The organism is Cupriavidus sp. GW823-FHT07A04, from assembly GCF_058794615.1.
Genome location: NZ_JBXAHA010000012.1, coordinates 233,807 through 252,037, shown reverse-complemented (window position 1 = coordinate 252,037; position 18,231 = coordinate 233,807). Strand labels below are relative to the sequence as shown.

Sequence of the window (18,231 nt, the reverse complement as noted above, 5' to 3'; positions counted from 1 at the left end):
GAAGATCATGCAAAACATCCTGACGCTGCACAATCCGCAGAACGCGCGGGACTACTACCTGTCGGGAATCTGGCAGCAGGAGACGCTCTACACGCTGGCCCGGCGCCATTCACGCGAACGGCCTACGTCGGCCGCTCTTCGCGACGCCGATGTCCGGCTGACCTGGCGCGAAGTGATCGACTGGGTCGACAGTGTAGCCGAGGCGCTGCACAGGCAGGGCCTGAAGCCGGGCGACCGCGTCGGCATATGGCTGCCCAACGTGATTCAGGCGACCATCGTGTTCCTCGCCTGCTCGCGCAATGGCTATGTCTGCTGCCCCTCGCTGCACCAGAACTACACCGTCGACGAGATCTGCACACTGCTGAACCGCATCCAGTGCCGCGCGCTGTTCGCGATGCCCGGCTACGGCGCCGATTCGGATCGCAACTCGATCTTCGGGCATGCCGCCGACATTCCGACGCTCGCCGCCATGTTTGCCATGCCCTGCCAGGCCAATGGCGACCTGACCCTGCCCGCCGACGCTCATCCGTTTCCCGATCGCCTGCCGCCGGCGGCATTGTCGACACCGGACCTGAACCCGGACAAGATCGTCTACCTGGCCTTTACGTCCGGCACCACCGGCCTGCCCAAGGGCGTGATGCACAGCGACAACACGCTGCTGGCCAACGGGCGCGCACTGGTCGACGACTGGGGACATTCGTCCGATACCACGGTCCTGACGCTGAGCCCGATGAGCCACCATATCGCCACCGTGGCCCTGGAACAGGTGCTGGTGGCGGGCGCGGAGCTGGTCATGACCAACCTGCGTGCCGGCAAGCAGGCCCTGGACTGGGTCCTGGAAACGGGTGCCACCTATGTGATGGGAGTCCCGACCCACGCCATGGACATCCTGCAGGCCGTGCGCGAACGCAACCTGACCTCGCTTGGCGAAGTCCGCACGTTCTACATGGCGGGCTCGGCCATCCCGCGTGATGTGGCGCAGAAGTTCCTGACGCTCGGCGTCACACCGCAGAACGTCTACGGCATGACCGAGAACGGTTCGCACAACTACACCATCCCGTCCGACACCGCGGACACCATTGTGTCTACCTGTGGGCGCGCGTGCCGCGGGTATGAAGTCCGCCTGTGGAAGCAGGACAACTGGGACGTCGAGGCTGAAGTGGGCGAGATCGGTGAGATCGGCGGGCGCGGTGGCTTGCTGATGCTGGGTTACTTCAGCAATCAGGTTGCCACGGAAACGTCGTTCAATATCCATGGCTGGTTCATGAGCGGCGACCTCGGGATCATCGACGAGAATGGCTGCATCGTGATCGTGGGGCGCAAGAAGGACCTGATCATCCGCGGCGGCCACAACATTCATCCGGCACATATCGAAGAACTGGCCATGCGCCACCCACTGGTCGAGCGTGCAGCCGCCTATCCCGTGCAGGACGAGCGACTCGGCGAGAAAGTCTGCCTGTCAGTCGTGGTCCGCGCGGGCCAGACGCTGGAGCCGGCCGACATGCTGGCGCACCTGGCCGGCTGCGGCCTCTCCAAATACGACATGCCGGAGTACTTCCTTGGGTTGGACCAGTTCCCGCTGACGCCAAGCGGCAAGATCCTGAAGCGCGACCTGGTCGAGATGACCATGCGCGGCGAACTGAAGCCGGTAGCGGTCCGCTACAAGGCCCGCGCCACGGCAGGAGCATGACCATGTCGATCGATATCAAATTTGACGGTCCGTACGCGATCCTCACGCTTAACCGGCCCGAAGCCCGCAACGCGCTGCAGTTCACTATGATCGAAGCGTTGTCCTACACGCTTGATCAGGTGGCAGCCTCCAACGCCCGCGCCCTGATCGTAACCGGGGCAGGCCCGAAGGCGTTCTGCGCCGGCGCCGACATCAAGGAACTGATGGACCGCAGCCTGATGCAGCAGCGCCAGGGCGCCCACCTAGGTCAACGTACTTTCGCCAAACTGGCCAAACTGGCAATTCCGTCGGTCGCCGTCTTGCACGGGTATGCTTTTGGCGGGGGGCTTGAGCTCGCCATGGCCTGTACTTTCCGTATTGCGACGGTCCAGGCCCGCATGGGCGTGCCGGAGATCAAGCTCGGCCTGATACCGGGCTACGGCGGCACTCAGCGCTTGCCGCGCCTGGTTGGCGAGGGCCGGGCACTGGAGATGGTGATGTCCGGGCGTACGGTCGACGCGATCGAAGCCGAGCGCGTTGGGCTGGTCAATCGCGTGGTTGCCCACGGGGAGCCCGTCGAACTGGGCAAGGCTTTCATGTCCGAGTTCATCGGCTATAGCCGTTGCGCCTCGCAGTTTGCGCGCGAGGCGGTGGTTCGCGGCATGGCAACCACACTTGAGGCCGGGCTCGAGATCGAAGCGGATCTGTCCACGCTGGCTTATCAGACCGATGACGCCGTCGAGGGTATGCGCGCCTTTATCGAGAAACGCACACCGGAGTTCAAGGATGCCTGATTTCACACAAGGCGCCGTCATCGTGACCGGTGGCAGCCGGGGTATTGGTGCCTCCATTTCCGTGGAACTGGCACGCATCGGCCTGCACGTGGCCTGCGTTTCGCGTTCGGGCGAACTGCCAGACTCCGGCTCGCTCGATGCCGATGCACAAACGCGGCTGGCGGCACTACGCTGCGATATCACCGATGCCGCTTCCGTCGCCACGGCGTTCGCCCAGGTGCCCGCACTGTTCGGCAAGCCGATCGTCGGCCTCGTCAACAACGCGGGCATCCACGTGCAGGGGCCGTCTGCATCGTTCCCGATCGCTGACTTCGAGCGCGTGATGCAGACCAACGCCTCCTCGGTCCTGCTGGCCAGCCAGATGGCCTACCCCTACCTGCGCGAGGCCGGCTCGGCGCTGATCGTCAACATCGGCTCGTTCTACGACAAGCTCGGCGTGCGCGGCAATGCCGCCTATTGCGCATCCAAGGCCGCCGTGGGGGCGATCTCGCGCTGCCTGGCCGTCGAATGGGCGCGCGACGGCATTCAGGTCGTCAATATCGCGCCGGGCTATATCGAGACCGACCTCAACCGTGGCGAACTGAACGAGGGCGCACTCCAGGCATTTCTCAAGAAGCGCATTCCGGTCGGAGGCCCCGGTCAGTCAGACGATATCGGACACCTTGCCGCCATGCTGTTCCGGCTGCCCGGGCGTTTCCTGACGGGTGAGACGCTTTATGTGGATGGCGGCCAGGGCATGGCGCTATAGCCACCGCCCAGCCGCTACACAGCCCCACCAACGGAGGAAGACATGAACATGCTGGACCGGATGGACGCTCGGCTGCCGCTGTCGTCCGAGGAACGCATGCTCCTCGACAGCGTCAAGGAGCTTTGCAACACCCAGATCGCGCCACGCGCGGCCGAGTACGACCGCAGCGGTGCGTTTCCGTGGGAGAACGTGAAAGCCATCAACGAGTTGGGCTTGAACGCGATGTTCATTCCCGACATCTATGGCGGCGCGCAGTTGTCCTTTATCAGCTACCTGGCTTGCGTGCGGGAGATTTCCAAGGCTTGCGCCTCTACCGGCATCGTCTGGGCGACGAACTTCCACGCCATCAAGCCTTTGATCGAGTACGGCAGCGAAGAACAGAAGAGCCGGCTGTTGCCACGCATCGCCGACGGTGGCCTCGCGTCGCTGGCCATCACCGAGCCCTCGGCGGGATCAGATGCGACCGGCATGCGCACCAGCTTTACCCCGGACGGCGACGACATCGTCATCAACGGCGGCAAGACCTTCATTACCAACGGCGACGTGGCCGACCTGTACCTGGTGTTCGGAAAATGGTCCGAGATCAGCGATCCTAAGGCAGCCATCTCCGTGCTCATCCTGGAAAAGGGAACTGAGGGCCTACGCGTCCTCGGCACCGAGCACAAGATGGGCACCCGCGCGTCCAGCACCGCCAGCCTGGCCTTCGATGGCTGCCGTGTGCCGCGTGCCAACCTGATTGGCGCACCCGGCGAGGGCCTGCAGATCCTGTTTGGCTCGCTGAACCGCTCACGCCCCAGCGTCGCGGCACATGCCCTGGGCATCGCGCGCGCGGCGTTCGAGGACGCGGTCGACTACATCAATGAGCGGCGCCAGTCCGGCAAGCGGATCCTCGAATTCCAGGGCATCCAGTTCATGCTGGCAGACCTGGCCACGGAGCTGGCCTTGTGCGAATCGTGGCTCTGGCGCGTGGGCGGGATGGTGGATGCCGGCGACCAGGATTTCGGCATCGAAGCCTCGATGCTCAAGCAGCGCGCCACCGATGCGGCCATGCGCATCACCACGGATGCCGTGCAACTGTTTGGCGGATATGGCTACTGCAACGACTACCGCGTCGAGCGGCTGATGCGCGACGCCAAGATTACCCAGATCTGGGAAGGAACCAACCAGGTACACCGCCAGCTAATCGGGCGCAGCTTCCTGAAGAAATAGGAGACGGACGTGACAACCATCAAAACCGTCGGCGTCGCGGGCGCCGGCACCATGGGCGCGGGCATCGCCATCGTTGCAGCCCGCGCGGGCTTCAAGACCATCGTATTCGATGCCCGGCAGGAGGCGCTGGACCGCGCCCGCGGCCAGACCGAAGCGTTCCTGAAGAAGTCCGAGGAGCGCGGCAAACTGCCCGCCGGCGCCGCTGCCGCGGCCATGTCTCGCTGGGAAGGCACCACCGCACTGAACGACCTGGCAAGCTGCGACATCATCATCGAAGCCATCTTCGAGGACCTGACGGTCAAGCACCAGCTGTTTGGCCAGCTCCATGAGGTCTGCCCGCCGGAAACGATCTTCGCGTCGAATACGTCCACGATCTCGATCACCGAGATCGCCGGTGGTTCCGGCCGGCCGGACCGCTTCGTTGGCATGCATTTCTGCCTGCCTGCGCAGCTGATGAAGCTGATCGAGATGTCGCCAGGCCTGGCCACCTCGGAGGAGACCTTCAAGACAGCGTGGGCCTTTGCCGTGGCGATGGGACAAAAGCCGGTGGCCACGCAGGATACGCCGGGATTCATCCTCAATTACTTCCTGATCCCGTTCAATAACGATGCGATCCGGCTGGTGGAACAGGGCGTCGCCGACCCGGCCGACATCGACACCGCCATCAAGACCGCGCTCGGCTATCCGATGGGCCCGCTCGAGCTGCTGGACCTGGTCGGCATGGATACCCAGAAGCTGCTGTGCGAAGCGATGCACGGCCTGACCCACGAGCCGCGCGCCGCCTGCCCGCCACTGGTGCGCCGCATGATCGCTGCGAAGCGCCTGGGCAAAAAGACCGGCAAGGGCTTCCACACCTACGGCGACACCAAGATGTTTGGAGCCTGATATGCGCTACGAAATCGTAAAAACCGGCGAGAGCCGTTCCTTTCCCGCTTTCCACCCGTTCCTCGAACAAGCCGCACCACATGGCGAAGGGCTGTTCTACCTGGGCTCGGGCGCCGGAAGCGCATTCGGCAATGGCGAAGGCCACGAATCGCGCACGTTCGTCGCCATTGAACTGGATACCGAATGCCTGGGTTCCCATACGGGCGAGCACCGCGGGGAAGAAGGCTCCAATGTGGTTGGATTCGCCCGCTTCCGGCTGGGCGACGCCGACCCGAGCCCACTGGTGGAGCTCGTCAGGCAACCGGGCACGCACCCTGCGGCGATCGAAGCCGCCAGGGCGGTGTTCCAGGCGGCAGGGCTGGTTGTCGCGGTATGCAACGACTTTCCCGGCCGCATCGTCGACAGGCTGATCCGCCCGTACTTCAACGCGGCGTTGCGCCGCCTGGATGAGAAGCTGGCCAGCGCCGATGACCTGGACAAGACCTTGTGTCTGGGCCTCGGCTACCCGGAGGGCCCGATCTCGCTGCTGGAACGCACCGGCCTGGCGCACCATTTCCGCGTCACCCGGGCGCTGCACGAAGCCCTCGGCCAGGAGCCTTACGCGCCGGCACGGCGCGCGCGCGTCGCCGCCGAGCGTGAAGAACGGGCAAAGCGAGGCTTGTCATGAGTCAACCGCTGACCGGTGTGAAGGTGCTGGACTTCAGCACCCTGCTGCCCGGACCGCTGTGCTCGCTACTGCTGGCGGAGGCGGGCGCCGAAGTCATCAAGTTCGAACGCCCCGGCCGGGGCGACGAAATGCGCTCGTACGAGCCGAAGGTCGATGACGACAGCGCGAACTTCGTGCTGCTCAACCGCGGCAAGATGTCCGTTGCCATCGACCTGAAGTCGCCGGAGGCGCTGAGCCAGCTGCTGCCGCTGATCCGCGAGGCCGATGTCCTGATCGAGCAGTTCCGTCCCGGCGTCATGGATCGCCTGGGCCTGGGCTATGCCGCGTTGGCTGAAGTCAACCCGCGGCTGGTCTACTGCTCGATCACCGGCTTCGGCCAGCACGGTCCGCGCGCGTCGGAAGCCGCACACGACCTGAACTACGTGGCGGCATCGGGCACGCTGTCGCTGACGGCGGGCAACGATGGCGCGCCGGTCCTGCCGCCTGCCCTCATCGCCGACATCGCTGGCGGCACCTATCCCGCGATGATCAATATCCTGCTCGCATTGCGTCAGCGCGACCAGACCGGCAGGGGCGTTCACCTGGACGTGGCCATGGCAGACAACCTCTTTACGTTCCAGTACTGGGGGCTTGGCAATGGCGCGCTGGGAGACTGGCCCGCACCGGCATCCGGGCTGGTCACGGGTGGCACGCCGCGCTACCAGGTCTACCGTACCGCGGATGGGGCCTTCCTGGCCGCGGCGCCGCTGGAAGACAAGTTCTGGGACAACTTCGTCGCGCTGGTCGGGCTGGATGCCAACGCGCTGGCGAAGATGTCACCACACCGGGCCATCGAGGCCGTCGCTGCCGCCATTGCCCTGCATCCGGTTGCCTATTGGGAAGACCGCTTCGCCGGACAGGATGTCTGCACAAGCCGTGTCGTCAGTCTGGAAGAAGCGCGGCACGACCCGCATTTCCAGGCGCGCGGCCTGTTCGACCGCTCCGTCACCACCGCTGCGGGCGGGACCCTGCCGGCCTTGCCGGTGCCCGTTGATGCCGCATTTCGCCGCCCGGATCGCTCGGCCGCCTCCCCGGCCCTGGGTGCGCACAACCAACTTCTGAATCGTTAAAGTCAGCCGAGATGAAAGCCATCGTTATTCAGGAATTCAATGCACCAGATGCCGTCACCGTCGGCGACCTTCCCGACCCGCAGGTTGGTGACTGCGACGTGCTGGTCGAAGTCCGCGCCGCCGCGGTCAATTACCCCGACGTGCTGGTGGTGCAGGGAAAGTATCAGATCCTGCCGCAACGCCCATTCGCACCGGGCAAGGATGCCGCCGGCGTGGTATGCGCGGTCGGCGCCAATGTCACCCACGTCCAGCCAGGCGACCGCGTGGTGGCGCAACTGGAATACGGCGCGTTCGCCGAGCTCGTCAGCGTGCCTGCCGATTCGTGCTTCCGTATCCCGGATGCCATGCCGTTCGAAGACGCGGCGGCCATGGGCCTGGTCTATCAGACCGCCTACTTTGCCCTGGTGGAGCGTGGCGGATTCCGTGCCGGCGAAACCGTGCTTGTCACCGGCGCTGCCGGCGGCGTCGGCTCGGCGACCATCCAGATCGTCAAGGGTCTGGGGGGCATCGCGCTGGCCGGCGTCAGCGGCGCCGAACATGCGCAGGCGGTGCGGCAACTGGGCGCCGACGCGGTGATCGATCTTTCCGACCCCGACCTGCGCGAATCGCTGCGCGACCAGGTGCGCAATGCCACCTCGGGCCACGGCGCCGATGTGGTGCTCGACACGCTCGGCGGCGATGTCTTCGATGCCGCGCTGCGCGCGATCGCCTGGTGCGGGCGCGCCGTGGTCATCGGCTTCGCGGCCGGCCGCATTCCCGAGATCAAGGCCAATTATCTGCTGGTCAAGAACATCGCCGTCAGCGGCCTGCAATGGAGCGACTATCGCGACCGCCAGCCGGAAAAGGTGCTGGCCGTGCAGCAGGAAATCTTCCGCCTGTATCAGCAAGGTGCGCTCAAGCCAAAGATCGCCGGCGTCCTGCCCCTCGCGCGTGCCGGTGAAGCGCTGGCGCGGCTGGCCTCGGGACAGGTATCCGGCAAGTATGTGCTGACACTGCACTGAGCTTGCCAGACCGACCCCGGGCGCATGCCATGCCCGCCTGCAGCCGTGGGACGTCCCACGGCTGTCGTGCTATTTGCGACGCCCCCCTCTTTCCCGCTCTCCGGAACATCATGAACACAACCTTTTCCTCAATTGCCAGCATCGACACGCTGGGTGTCGTCGGCACCGGCGCCATGGGCCGCGGCATCGCGCAGATCGCCGCCCAGGCTGGCCTGACCGTCAACCTGTACGACGCCAACCCGCAAGCTGTGGCTGCCGCCCGCCAGTACCTGCAGGACACGCTGGCCAAGCTCGCCGACAAGGGCAAGATCAGCGCCGCCGACGCCGAGGCCACGCTGGCCCGCGTCAAGCCCTGCGGCGCGCTGGAAGACCTGGCCGGCTGCGACATGGTGCTGGAGGCCATTGTCGAGAAGCTGGAAGTCAAGCGCGACCTGGTAGCCAGGCTGGAAGCGATCCTGCGCGAGGACGCCATCATCGCCTCGAACACCTCGTCGCTGTCGATCACCGCGATCGCCGTCGGGGCGAAGCACCCGGGCCGCATCGCCGGCTACCACTTCTTCAATCCCGTGCCGCTGATGAAGGTGGTCGAGGTCATCGACGGCCTGTCGGGCGATCCCGCCGTGGGCGATGCGCTGATGGCACTGTCCCGCCGCATGGGCCATACGCCGGTGCGCTGCAAGGACATGCCGGGCTTCATCGTCAACCATGCCGGCCGCGGCATGAATATCGAAGGCCTGAAGGTCGCGCAGGAAGGCGTGGCCGAGTTTGCCGACATTGACAACATCATGCGCGAGCAGGCGGGCTTTCGCATGGGCCCGTTCGAACTGATGGACCTGACCGGGCTGGACGTATCGCACCCGGTGATGGAGTCGATCTACAACCAGTTCTACCAGGAGCCGCGCTACCGTCCGTCGCCGATCACCGCGATCCGCGCGGTCGGAGGGCTGATCGGCCGCAAGGCCGGCGCCGGTTTCTACCGCTACGCCGATGGCCAGAAGCAGGTGCCGGCCGCCGCCGTGGTGCCGAGCGCGCGCCCGTCGAGCGTGTGGGTCAGCCATGACAGCGAGCGCGGCCATGCCATGGTGACCAAACTGCTGGGCGCGCTGGGTGTGAGCTCGGAAGGCGGCAACAAGCCATCGGCCGATGCGCTGATCATCGTCACGCCGCTGGGCCTGGATGCCACCACCAGCGCGCTGCAACAGGGCCTGGACCCGGCCCGCACCGTCGCCATCGACACGCTGCTGCCGTTCGAGGCCACCAGGCGCCGCACGCTGATGACCACGCCGGCCACCAGCACCGCCGCGCGTGACGCCGCGCACGGCCTGTTCGCCGCCGACGGCGTGCCGGTCACGCTGATCCGTGACTCGGCCGGCTTTGTCGCCCAGCGCGTGCTCTGCTGCATCATCAATATCGCCAGCGATATCGCGCAGCAGCGCATCGCCACGCCGGCGGACATCGACCTTGCCGTGAACCTCGGCCTCGGCTACCCGAAGGGACCGCTGGCGCTCGGCGACGCGGTCGGCCCGCAACTGGTGCTCGAGACACTGCGCAATATGGAAGCACTGACCGATAACATGCGCTATCGTCCGAGCCCGTGGCTGTGGCGCCGCGCCGGCCTCGGCCTGTCGCTGCTGGCGGGCGAAGCCTGATAGGCCATCCTGCCAGAGATGACCGGGATGGCCGAAGTCAATGCCGTGCCGCCGGAGGTCGCGCCCCTTTCGCTCATCCTGCAATCGCCGGCGTATGCGCGCGTCCAGCTGCGCGGCCTGCGCTTCCCGTTCCCCGTCGTTGCAGAGGTCATCAAGGGCGATTGTGAACTGATCGTGCCGGGTCAGATGCGGGCAAGCCACGACGGCGTGTGGCACACGATTCGGCCACTCGAGTCCCCGCGACTTGTGCTGGCGGAGCGGGCCCGCGTGGCGTTCCGCCAGCTGCCGCTGTCGGGCCCGCAGGCGGAGGCAGGAGAGCGGCGGCACAAGCCGATCGCGAGCACGCTGGCCCTGGCGGTATTCCGGTCACCGCAAAGACCGTGGCGGCTCGCATCGGCATCGCAGGAGCTCAGCATCGATTGCCCGGGACGACTGTCCCGATCATTGATGAGTGAAGGCGAGAGCTTTGTCGACCTGTTGGCAACGCAGCGCCTGATGCGCGCGCTGTTTGACCTGGCTGGCACTGGCGGGCAAGCCGCAAGGGCCGGATGCTATGGCTTCCCGGATCGCGCTCGTCTTGAAGATGCGATCTACGATCGCTTCGGGGTGAACGCCGCGCTGCTGCATCGTCTGCTGGACAGCCGCTGGCAAAATTGAATCCCCCTGCCAGCGGCGTCCGGTAGCAATGACCTGGCGGCCAACCGTCGTGCCGCACCGGTCAGCGCGCCGAAGGGATCCGGCCAATTGCCGCGCCCACCAGCCCCTTCCGGAACAGCAGAACGCACACGATAAAGATGACGCCCGTCACGAGCGTGACCGACTCGCCAAGCGACGCGAACCATTCGATCCCGGTGATACCGGCCAGCCCGGCACCAATCTCGCCGAGCTTGTTCTCCAGGATCACGATCACGAGCGCACCGACGACCGGCCCGCTCACGGTCCCCATGCCGCCCACCAGTGTCATCAGGATGACCGCCCCCGACATGGCCCAATGGACGTCGGCCAGCGTCGCGAAGCCGAGTACCAGCGCCTTCATCGCTCCCGCCAGCCCCGCCAGCGCGGCGGAAAGCACGAAAGCCATCAGCTTGAAGCGATCCGTACTGTAGCCCAGCGAGATGGCGCGACTCTCGTTCTCCTTGACCGCCTGGAGGAGCTGGCCAAAGGGGGAGCCGACAATGCGCGCAATCAGCCCCATCGCCGCGACAAAGACGGCAACCACGACATAGTAGAAAGTCACGTCAGAGGACAGGTCGATCACCCCGAACAGCGCGCCGCGCGGAACCCCCTGCAACCCGTCCTCGCCGCCGGTCTGCGGTGTCTGCAGGCAAATGAAGAAGAACATCTGGGCCAGCGCGAGCGTGATCATCGAAAAGTAGATGCCCTGGCGGCGGATCGCCAGCACACCCATCAGGAATCCGATCGCAACGGCAGTTGCCACGCCGATCAGCAGGCTGACCTCCGTCGTGACATGCCAGGTCTTGATGGCATACCCCGCCATGTAGCCGGCGCCACCGAACAAGGCGGCATGGCCGAACGACAGCAGGCCCGTGTAGCCGAGCAGCAGGTTGAAGGCCGCAGCAAACAGCGCGAAGCACAGGATCTTCATCACGAAGACCGGATAGACACCAAGTTGCGGCGCCAGCAGCAACAGCGCGACAAGCCCGATGGCCACGCAGGTCGATGCCCGGCTATGCCACGACGCGCGCGCACCACCCGCCGGCGTCACCGTTGAAGGGAGAGAGAATTCGGTCATCATTTTTCCTTGCCAAACAACCCTGCCGGACGAAGCAGCAGGACAATCACCATCACCACGAACACCACCGTCGATGACGCCTCCGGGTAGACCACCTTGGTCAGGCCCTCGATCACGCCCAGGCCCAGGCCGGTGACGATGGCGCCGAGGATCGAGCCCATGCCACCGATCACCACCACGGCAAAGACCACGATGATCAGGTTCTGGCCCATCAGCGGCGAGATCTGGATCACCGGCGCGGCCAGCACCCCGGCGAACGCGGCCAATGCCACGCCGAAGCCGTAGGTCAGGGTGACCATCAGCGGCACATTGACTCCGAACGCCTCGACCACCTTGGGGTTCTCGGTGCCCGCGCGCAGGTAGGCGCCGAGCTTGGTCTTCTCGATGATGAACCAGGTGCCCAGGCAAACCGTGATCGACGACATCACGACCCAGGCCCGATAGTTGGGCAGGTGCATGAAGCCTACGTCGGTGGCGCCCTGCAGCAGCTCCGGCGCGGAGTACGGCAGGCCCGAGACGCCGTAGATCGAACGGAACACGCCTTCGATCACCAGCGTGATCCCCAGCGTGAGCAGCAGCCCGTAGATATGGTCGAGCTTGTAGATCCAGCGCAGCATCGTCTTTTCGATCAGCACGCCCAACAGGCCGATGACCAGCGGTGACAATAGCAGCATCACCCAGTAGCTGAGCCCTGCGTACTCCATGCCGGCCCACGCCAGCAAGGCGCCCAGCATGAATAGCGCGCCATGTGCAAAGTTGATGACGTTGAGCAATCCAAAGATCACCGCCAGCCCCAGGCTCAGCATCGCGTAGAACGCACCATTCACGAGCCCGAGCAGTAACTGCGACAGCAGCGCGGGCAAGGGAATTCCAAGATCAAGATTCATTGCGGTCCCCCGTTCCGTTACACGCCGAGCAGCTCGTTGAGCACCGGCATCTTGGCCTGCAGTTCGCCGGCGGCAAAGCGCTCGACAATCGCACCGTGCTCCATCAGGTAGAAGCGGTCGGCCAGCGGCGCGGCGAAGCGGAAGTTCTGCTCCACCATCACCACCGTGTAGCCCTTCTTCTTGAGCATCAGGATCATGCGTGCCAGCGCCTGCACGATCACGGGTGCCAGCCCCTCGGAGATCTCGTCGAGCAGCAGCAGGTTCGCCCCCGTCCGCAGGATCCGGCCCACGGCCAGCATCTGCTGTTCACCGCCGGACAGGCGCGTGCCCTGGCTCTGGCGGCGCTCCTTCAGGTTCGGGAACATGTCGTAGATCTCGGCCTTGTTCATGCCGTTTTCCCCATTGGCGCCCTTTAGCAAAGGGGGTAGCAGCAGGTTCTCTTCGCAGGACAGACTGGAGAAGATCGCGCGCTCCTCCGGGCAGTAGCCAATGCCGCAGTGCGCAATCTTGTGCGTCGGCAAGCCAATGGTTTCATGACCGTTGACCTTGATCGAGCCCTTGCGCGCGCCCGTCAGGCCCATGATCGCGCGCATCGTGGTGGTGCGGCCGGAGCCGTTGCGGCCCAGCAGGGTCACCACTTCGCCGCGGTTCACCGTGAGGTCGACACCGTGCAGAATGTGCGATTCGCCGTACCAGGCATGCAGGTCCCGGATCTCCAGGGCGGGTGTTTTGTCGTTTGCCATTTCCGCTCCCCTCTCAGTGCGCACCCTGCAGCGCGGCGTCGGCCGTGCCCATATACGCTTCCATGACGCGTGGATCCTTCGAGACCTCGGCGTACGGGCCTTCGGCCAGGATCGCACCGCGTTGCAGCACTGTGATCTTGTCGGCGATCGACGACACGACATTCATGTTGTGCTCGACCATCAGGATCGTGCGGCCGGCAGAGACCTGCTTGATCAGCTGCGTCACGCGGTCCACGTCTTCGTGGCCCATGCCCTGGGTCGGCTCGTCGAGCAGCATCAGTTCAGGCTCCATCGCGAGGGTGGTGGCGATTTCCAGCGCGCGCTTGCGACCATAAGACAGGTTGACCGTGACGGTCTCGGCAAACTCAATCAGCCCGACCTGCTCGAGCAACTCCATCGCGCGGGCATTGAGCACGTCGAGCGAACGAGAACCGCGCCAGAACTGGAAGGCGGTGCCCAGTTGACGCTGCAGGCCAATGCGCACGTTCTCGCGCACGGTCAGGTGCGGGAACACGGCCGATATCTGGAACGAGCGGATCACGCCACGCCGCGCAATCTGCGCCGGCTTTTCGCGCGTGATGTCGATGCCGTTGAACAGGATGGTGCCGGCGGTCGGCTCCAGGAACTTGGTGAGCAGGTTAAAGCAGGTGGTCTTGCCCGCGCCGTTCGGCCCGATCAAGGCGTGGATCGAGCCGCGGCGTACATTCAGGTCGATTTCACTGACGGCAGTGAAGCCCCTGAATGACTTGGACAACCGCTGCGTCTGCAGAATGAAATCCGGCATAACAGGTGGAAAGCCAATCTAAAAAGGAGAGGAAGCGTCTTCCACACGGCCGGAGCAGCGCAGCGGCCGTGGAAAGACGCCCGGAGACAAGGACGTTGAAGCGTGGCCAGCTACCTGGCCACTTCAGTTCCCGTGTGCGTCAGCCCTTGAGCGGGCAGGCGCTCTTTTCCAGGGGCTCGAAGGCCTTGTCCCTGGGGATGACCTTGCGGATCTTCAGCAGGTCCCATTCGCCCTTCGATTCGGACGGCTTCTTGGCTTCAGCCAGGTACATGTCATGCGCCATCAGCCCGTTTGCCAGGATGCGGCCGTCCTTGGCAAAGAAGTCGTTGACCGGCGTCGCGCGCATCTTTGCCATGACCTTGTCGGGGTCCGCGCTGCCGGCCGCCTGCACCGCCTTCAGGTAATGCATCACCGCCGAATACATGCCCGCCTGCACCATCGTCGGCATCATCTTGGTCTGCGCGAAGAACTTCTTGCCGAAGGCGCGGGTCTCGTCGTTGTAGTCCCAATAGAATGCCGTGGTGAACTGCAGCCCCTGCGCCGCCTTCAGGCCCATGCCTTTCAGGTCGCTATCGAAAATCAGCAGCGGCGCCACCACCTGCTTGCCGCCGCCGAGTCCGAACTCCGAAGCCTGGCGCACCGCGTTCTGGGTATCGCGCCCCGCATTGGCCAGCGCAATCACCTGCGCCTTCGACGCCTGCGCCTGCAGCAGGAACGATGCGAAGTCCGATGCCGAGAGTGGATGGCGGACCTTGCCGACGACCTTGCCCCCCGACTGCTCCACCACGCCGACGGCATTCGACTCGAGCGAATGTCCAAACGCATAGTCGGCGGTGATGAAGAACCAGTCCTTCTTGCCTTCTTCCAAGATCGCGCGGGCCGTGCCGTTCGCCAGCGCGTACGTGTTGTAGACGTAGTGAATGCCATAAGGCGAGCATTGCTTGCCCGTCAGCTCCGTGGTGGCGGAACCCGCGAAGATGGTGACCTTCTTCTTGCTCTCGCCAAGCTTCTGCAGCGCGAGCGCCGAGGCCGAGTCCGTGGACTCGATGATCATCTCCACATTGTTCCGGTCATACCACTCCCGGGCACGGGTGGAAGCGATATCGACCTTGTTCTGATAGTCGGCACCCAACACTTCGATGGGCCGGTCCAGAACCTTGCCGCCGAAATCCTGAACTGCCAACTTGACGGCAGCAATACCGCCAGGACCGCCGATGCCGGAATAGACACCGGTCATGTCTACCAGTGCGCCAAGACGGAAGGGCTCGGCAGCGGAAGTCACCTGGCAGAACGCCGCCAGGGCGGCAAGAGCGCCGAAGCGCAGTGCGGGTGCTTTCATGGATGTCTCCAATCGTTCGTTATCGTGACGGACAGCGTTTTCCTCGACGACATTCACTGTCCATACCCGCATATCTGCAACTTCGGTGCCAGCTCCAAAAACGGCCATTTTGGGGATAATCCAGGCTTTGGAGGTGTCTTCGACCCAGTGCTAAGGACACTCGTGCCTGCGAACATGTCTGCGCCAAAGACAGTCGGGAAGGCTTCAAACTCCCGGGTGCAACACCGTCAAAACTGGTCGGCGGCCATGGCGAGGACACTGCCGGCGCCGGCCAGCACGCGGTCCCGGTAGACAGGTGCCTGTACTAGTACGTGCTCGGCAAAGAAATGTGCCGTGGCCACCTTCGCCGCCATGAACGCCGGGCGCTCCCCGGCCGCGGCCGCCCGTTCCGAAGCGAGCAGTGCTCGTCCCAACTGCCATCCGGCGACCAGTTCGCCCGCCAGCATCAGATAGGGAACGCTCCCTGCGTAAACCGACTCCGCTTCGTCGCGGCCGCGGCTCGCGACATGAGCCACCACCGCGAGAAAAGCCCGGCGGGCAGTCTCCAGCGCCCGCCGCACCGCACTGGCGGCTGAATTGCCGGATTGCGCAAGCTCCGCTTCTGTCCGCTCGATCCGCGCGGCGAGATCGCGCGCGACTGAACCGCCATCGCGCAGGGTCTTCCGCCCGACCAGGTCGTTGGCCTGGATCGCGGTCGTGCCTTCATAGATGGGCAGGATCCGTGCGTCACGGTAGTGCTGGGCAGCCCCGGTCTCCTCGATGAATCCCATGCCGCCATGCACCTGGATCCCGAGCGACGTCACGACGAGACTCATTTCCGTGCAGTAGCCCTTGATCAGCGGCAGCAGGAATTCGTAGAAATCGTGCTCGGACTGCCGCACTTCGGCGTCGGGGTGCCGTTCGGCAATATCGGCCGCCGCAGCACCGGCAAGAATCATCGCGCGACAGCCCTCGATCCTGCAGCGCATCTCCATCAACATGCGGCGTACGTCCGGATGCTGGATGATCGGCACGCTGCCGGCTGCCTCCGCACCAACGCTACGCCCCTGTACCCGCTCGCGCGCATACGCGACAGCCTGCTGGTAGGCACGGTCGGCAACGGCGACACCCTGCACACCAACGGCGAAGCGGGCAGAGTTCATCATCTGGAACATGTATTCCAGCCCACGATTCTCTTCACCGATCAGGTAGCCGGTTGCCCCACCGTGCTCGCCATATTGCATGACAGCGGTTGGGCTTGCCTTGATACCCAACTTGTGCTCGAGGCTCGCCGCATGCACGTCGTTGCGCGCTCCCAGCGAGCCGTCAGCGTTCACCAGCACCTTGGGCACCAGGAACATGCTGATGCCTTTCACGCCGGCTGGCGCGCCCGCGACGCGCGCCAGGATCAGATGAATGATGTTTTCGGTCAGGTCATGCTCGCCGTAGGTGATGAAGATCTTGGTGCCGAAGAGCTTGTAGGTGCCATCGGGCTGGCGTTCCGCCCGCGTGCGTACCAGCCCCAGGTCGCTGCCGGCCTGGGGCTCGGTCAGGTTCATGGTGCCAGTCCATTGGCCCGAGATAAGCTTTGGCAAATACGTGTCGCGCATCGCATCCGAGCCCACCGCTACCAGCGCCGCGATGGCACTGTTGCTGAGCAGGTCGCAAAGCGCAAAGCTCAGATTGGCGGCATTGACGATTTCGGAACACGCGGCGGCAATCACACGGGGTAGCGCCTGTCCACCGTACCGCGCGGGATGCTGGACGCCAAGCCATCCGCCCCCCGCATAGCGATGGAACGCCTCCTTGAAACCGGGTGTCGTCGTCACCTTGCCATTCATAAGGACAGCCGGCTCGCGGTCTCCCAGAGCATTGAGCGGCGCGATGGCCTCCTCGTTAAAGCGGGCGCACTCCGCCAGTACGGCTGCCGCCGTTGCCATGCCGGCGTCCTCGAAACCGTCGAGAGCGGTCATGGCATCGAGCTCAACCAGGTGCCGGAGATTGAACAGCATGTCGTCAAGCGGTGCAGCGTAAGTCATGAATATCTCAGGTTAGATGGGGAAGTGAATCGAAGCGCAGCCCGAGTGACTTGGAAACGAGCAGAAAGGAACAATCTTGATGTGATGCTAGCCGCGGATGGCCGTTAGCCGTTTGTCATGCCGTGTGGCCAGCACGGACTCAGGTGCCGGAAAACGTGGGCTGTCGCTTCTCGCTGAACGCATGAAGGCCTTCCTGGTAGTCCTGGCTCCAGCCAAGCTCCCGAATAAAGGTAGCCTCCATCGACAACTGCTGTTCAAGCGAATGCACCGCGGCGGCAAGCATCAACTGTCGCGTACGCACCATGGCTTTGGTCGGCATGGATGCCATCCTTTCAAGGAGCTCGTCAACGCCCGCGGCAAATGCGGCGTCCTCGAGTACGTCCCAGATCAGTCCCCATTCGGCGGCCTTCTCTGCCGATAACTTGTCCGCGAACAGTGCCAGGCCCATGGCCCGGGCGACTCCTACCCGGTGCGTCAGAAACCAGGTACTGCCGGTGTCTGGTGTGAGCCCGATCTTCGAGAACGCCTGCAGGAAATACGCGGACTTTGCCGCCACCACGACATCACAGGCGAGCGCGAGCGACGCCCCGCCGCCCGCAGCCAGACCGTTCACAGCAGCAACGCTCGGGACAGGCAGGCCTTGCAGCTTCATGACTAGAGGCTTGAAGTACCGCTCGACGTGGGTGCCGATGTCGGGCAGCTTCCCATCCACGATCTGCATCGCCGGATCGGCCAGATCCTGGCCAGCGCAGAAGGCGCGGCCCGCGCCAGTGATCGCCAGTACGCGTGATGTCTGGTCATTGGCGACCAGGTCGACGGCACGAAGCAATTCGATCATCGTTGCCTCATCGAGGCTGTTCAGCTTTTCTGGCCGGTCCAGGGTAATGCGCGCGACTGCCGCCCCTGTCGTGACCTTGATGTTCTCGAATGTCATCGATTGACCCTCCTACATGGAATGGTGCCGGTTGCGCTCTGG

17 protein-coding genes are annotated in these 18,231 nt (G+C 64.5%); 10 read left to right on the top strand and 7 right to left on the bottom strand.

Going from position 1 to position 18,231, the window contains the following annotated elements; genetic code table 11:
* The first annotated feature begins 7 nt into the window (after positions 1-7).
* The 10 genes from AC1Q7Q_RS22160 to AC1Q7Q_RS22115 all read left to right on the top strand — a co-directional run bounded on the left by AC1Q7Q_RS22160 (position 8) and on the right by AC1Q7Q_RS22115 (position 10,388).
* On the top strand, positions 8-1,690 hold the full coding sequence (locus AC1Q7Q_RS22160; RefSeq protein WP_492371083.1) for a class I adenylate-forming enzyme family protein: 1,683 nt from the start codon (positions 8-10) through the stop codon (positions 1,688-1,690).
* Between the two features lie 2 nt (positions 1,691-1,692).
* Positions 1,693-2,463, top strand: a complete 771-nt coding sequence (locus tag AC1Q7Q_RS22155; RefSeq protein WP_492371082.1) for an enoyl-CoA hydratase/isomerase family protein — start codon at positions 1,693-1,695, stop codon at positions 2,461-2,463.
* Complete coding sequence (locus tag AC1Q7Q_RS22150) at positions 2,456-3,211, top strand: SDR family NAD(P)-dependent oxidoreductase (protein ID WP_492371081.1); 756 nt, start codon at positions 2,456-2,458, stop codon at positions 3,209-3,211. The genes AC1Q7Q_RS22155 and AC1Q7Q_RS22150 overlap by 8 nt, the downstream gene beginning before the upstream one ends.
* A 42-nt stretch (positions 3,212-3,253) precedes the next feature.
* Positions 3,254-4,420 carry an acyl-CoA dehydrogenase family protein gene (locus AC1Q7Q_RS22145; RefSeq protein WP_492371080.1) on the top strand — a complete coding sequence of 389 codons (1,167 nt, stop codon included), beginning with the start codon at positions 3,254-3,256 and terminating at the stop codon, positions 4,418-4,420.
* Between the two features lie 9 nt (positions 4,421-4,429).
* Complete coding sequence (locus AC1Q7Q_RS22140; RefSeq protein WP_492371079.1) at positions 4,430-5,305, top strand: 3-hydroxyacyl-CoA dehydrogenase family protein; 876 nt, start codon at positions 4,430-4,432, stop codon at positions 5,303-5,305.
* A gap of 1 nt (position 5,306) precedes the next feature.
* Positions 5,307-5,972: a 3-hydroxyacyl-CoA dehydrogenase family protein gene (locus AC1Q7Q_RS22135; protein WP_492371078.1), complete on the top strand. Its 666-nt coding sequence runs from the start codon at positions 5,307-5,309 to the stop codon at positions 5,970-5,972.
* Entirely contained in the window at positions 5,969-7,081 is a 1,113-nt protein-coding gene (locus AC1Q7Q_RS22130) for a CaiB/BaiF CoA transferase family protein (RefSeq protein ID WP_492371077.1), read from the top strand. Before AC1Q7Q_RS22135 ends, AC1Q7Q_RS22130 begins: the two co-directional genes overlap by 4 nt.
* An 11-nt stretch (positions 7,082-7,092) precedes the next feature.
* A complete protein-coding gene (locus tag AC1Q7Q_RS22125; RefSeq protein ID WP_492371076.1) occupies positions 7,093-8,082 on the top strand; it encodes an NADPH:quinone oxidoreductase family protein in 990 nt (329 codons plus the stop codon).
* Positions 8,083-8,192: 110 nt separating this feature from the next.
* Positions 8,193-9,731 carry a 3-hydroxyacyl-CoA dehydrogenase gene (locus tag AC1Q7Q_RS22120; protein WP_492371075.1) on the top strand — a complete coding sequence of 513 codons (1,539 nt, stop codon included), beginning with the start codon at positions 8,193-8,195 and terminating at the stop codon, positions 9,729-9,731.
* A 27-nt stretch (positions 9,732-9,758) separates the two neighbouring features.
* Complete coding sequence (locus tag AC1Q7Q_RS22115) at positions 9,759-10,388, top strand: hypothetical protein (RefSeq protein ID WP_492371074.1); 630 nt, start codon at positions 9,759-9,761, stop codon at positions 10,386-10,388.
* A 61-nt stretch (positions 10,389-10,449) separates the two neighbouring features.
* Here AC1Q7Q_RS22115 and AC1Q7Q_RS22110 read toward each other — a convergent pair whose 3' ends face one another.
* From AC1Q7Q_RS22110 to AC1Q7Q_RS22080, 7 genes are all read right to left on the bottom strand, one after another.
* Complete coding sequence (locus AC1Q7Q_RS22110; protein ID WP_492371073.1) at positions 10,450-11,484, bottom strand: branched-chain amino acid ABC transporter permease; 1,035 nt, start codon at positions 11,482-11,484, stop codon at positions 10,450-10,452.
* Entirely contained in the window at positions 11,484-12,371 is an 888-nt protein-coding gene (locus AC1Q7Q_RS22105) for a branched-chain amino acid ABC transporter permease (protein WP_492371072.1), read from the bottom strand. The genes AC1Q7Q_RS22110 and AC1Q7Q_RS22105 overlap by 1 nt, the downstream gene beginning before the upstream one ends.
* 17 nt (positions 12,372-12,388) lie before the next feature.
* Positions 12,389-13,114: an ABC transporter ATP-binding protein gene (locus AC1Q7Q_RS22100; RefSeq protein WP_492371071.1), complete on the bottom strand. Its 726-nt coding sequence runs from the start codon at positions 13,112-13,114 to the stop codon at positions 12,389-12,391.
* A gap of 13 nt (positions 13,115-13,127) precedes the next feature.
* Positions 13,128-13,898: an ABC transporter ATP-binding protein gene (locus AC1Q7Q_RS22095; RefSeq protein WP_492371070.1), complete on the bottom strand. Its 771-nt coding sequence runs from the start codon at positions 13,896-13,898 to the stop codon at positions 13,128-13,130.
* A gap of 139 nt (positions 13,899-14,037) precedes the next feature.
* Positions 14,038-15,237 carry an ABC transporter substrate-binding protein gene (locus AC1Q7Q_RS22090; RefSeq protein WP_492371069.1) on the bottom strand — a complete coding sequence of 400 codons (1,200 nt, stop codon included), beginning with the start codon at positions 15,235-15,237 and terminating at the stop codon, positions 14,038-14,040.
* A 227-nt stretch (positions 15,238-15,464) separates the two neighbouring features.
* Positions 15,465-17,255: an acyl-CoA dehydrogenase gene (locus tag AC1Q7Q_RS22085; RefSeq protein ID WP_492371068.1), complete on the bottom strand. Its 1,791-nt coding sequence runs from the start codon at positions 17,253-17,255 to the stop codon at positions 15,465-15,467.
* Between the two features lie 139 nt (positions 17,256-17,394).
* Positions 17,395-18,189, bottom strand: coding sequence for an enoyl-CoA hydratase-related protein (locus tag AC1Q7Q_RS22080; RefSeq protein WP_492371067.1), 795 nt, complete (start codon positions 18,187-18,189; stop codon positions 17,395-17,397).
* Positions 18,190-18,231 lie beyond the last annotated feature (42 nt).

Coding starts and splice junctions, on each gene's coding strand:
- AC1Q7Q_RS22110 (WP_492371073.1), bottom strand. CDS start 11,484: ATGACCGAATTCTCTCTCCCTTCAACGGTGACGCCGGCGGGTGGTGCG.
- AC1Q7Q_RS22095 (WP_492371070.1), bottom strand. CDS start 13,898: ATGCCGGATTTCATTCTGCAGACGCAGCGGTTGTCCAAGTCATTCAGG.
- AC1Q7Q_RS22155 (WP_492371082.1), top strand. CDS start 1,693: ATGTCGATCGATATCAAATTTGACGGTCCGTACGCGATCCTCACGCTT.
- AC1Q7Q_RS22145 (WP_492371080.1), top strand. CDS start 3,254: ATGAACATGCTGGACCGGATGGACGCTCGGCTGCCGCTGTCGTCCGAG.
- AC1Q7Q_RS22080 (WP_492371067.1), bottom strand. CDS start 18,189: ATGACATTCGAGAACATCAAGGTCACGACAGGGGCGGCAGTCGCGCGC.
- AC1Q7Q_RS22135 (WP_492371078.1), top strand. CDS start 5,307: ATGCGCTACGAAATCGTAAAAACCGGCGAGAGCCGTTCCTTTCCCGCT.
- AC1Q7Q_RS22115 (WP_492371074.1), top strand. CDS start 9,759: ATGGCCGAAGTCAATGCCGTGCCGCCGGAGGTCGCGCCCCTTTCGCTC.
- AC1Q7Q_RS22130 (WP_492371077.1), top strand. CDS start 5,969: ATGAGTCAACCGCTGACCGGTGTGAAGGTGCTGGACTTCAGCACCCTG.
- AC1Q7Q_RS22160 (WP_492371083.1), top strand. CDS start 8: ATGCAAAACATCCTGACGCTGCACAATCCGCAGAACGCGCGGGACTAC.
- AC1Q7Q_RS22090 (WP_492371069.1), bottom strand. CDS start 15,237: ATGAAAGCACCCGCACTGCGCTTCGGCGCTCTTGCCGCCCTGGCGGCG.
- AC1Q7Q_RS22105 (WP_492371072.1), bottom strand. CDS start 12,371: ATGAATCTTGATCTTGGAATTCCCTTGCCCGCGCTGCTGTCGCAGTTA.
- AC1Q7Q_RS22100 (WP_492371071.1), bottom strand. CDS start 13,114: ATGGCAAACGACAAAACACCCGCCCTGGAGATCCGGGACCTGCATGCC.
- AC1Q7Q_RS22120 (WP_492371075.1), top strand. CDS start 8,193: ATGAACACAACCTTTTCCTCAATTGCCAGCATCGACACGCTGGGTGTC.
- AC1Q7Q_RS22085 (WP_492371068.1), bottom strand. CDS start 17,255: ATGACTTACGCTGCACCGCTTGACGACATGCTGTTCAATCTCCGGCAC.
- AC1Q7Q_RS22125 (WP_492371076.1), top strand. CDS start 7,093: ATGAAAGCCATCGTTATTCAGGAATTCAATGCACCAGATGCCGTCACC.
- AC1Q7Q_RS22150 (WP_492371081.1), top strand. CDS start 2,456: ATGCCTGATTTCACACAAGGCGCCGTCATCGTGACCGGTGGCAGCCGG.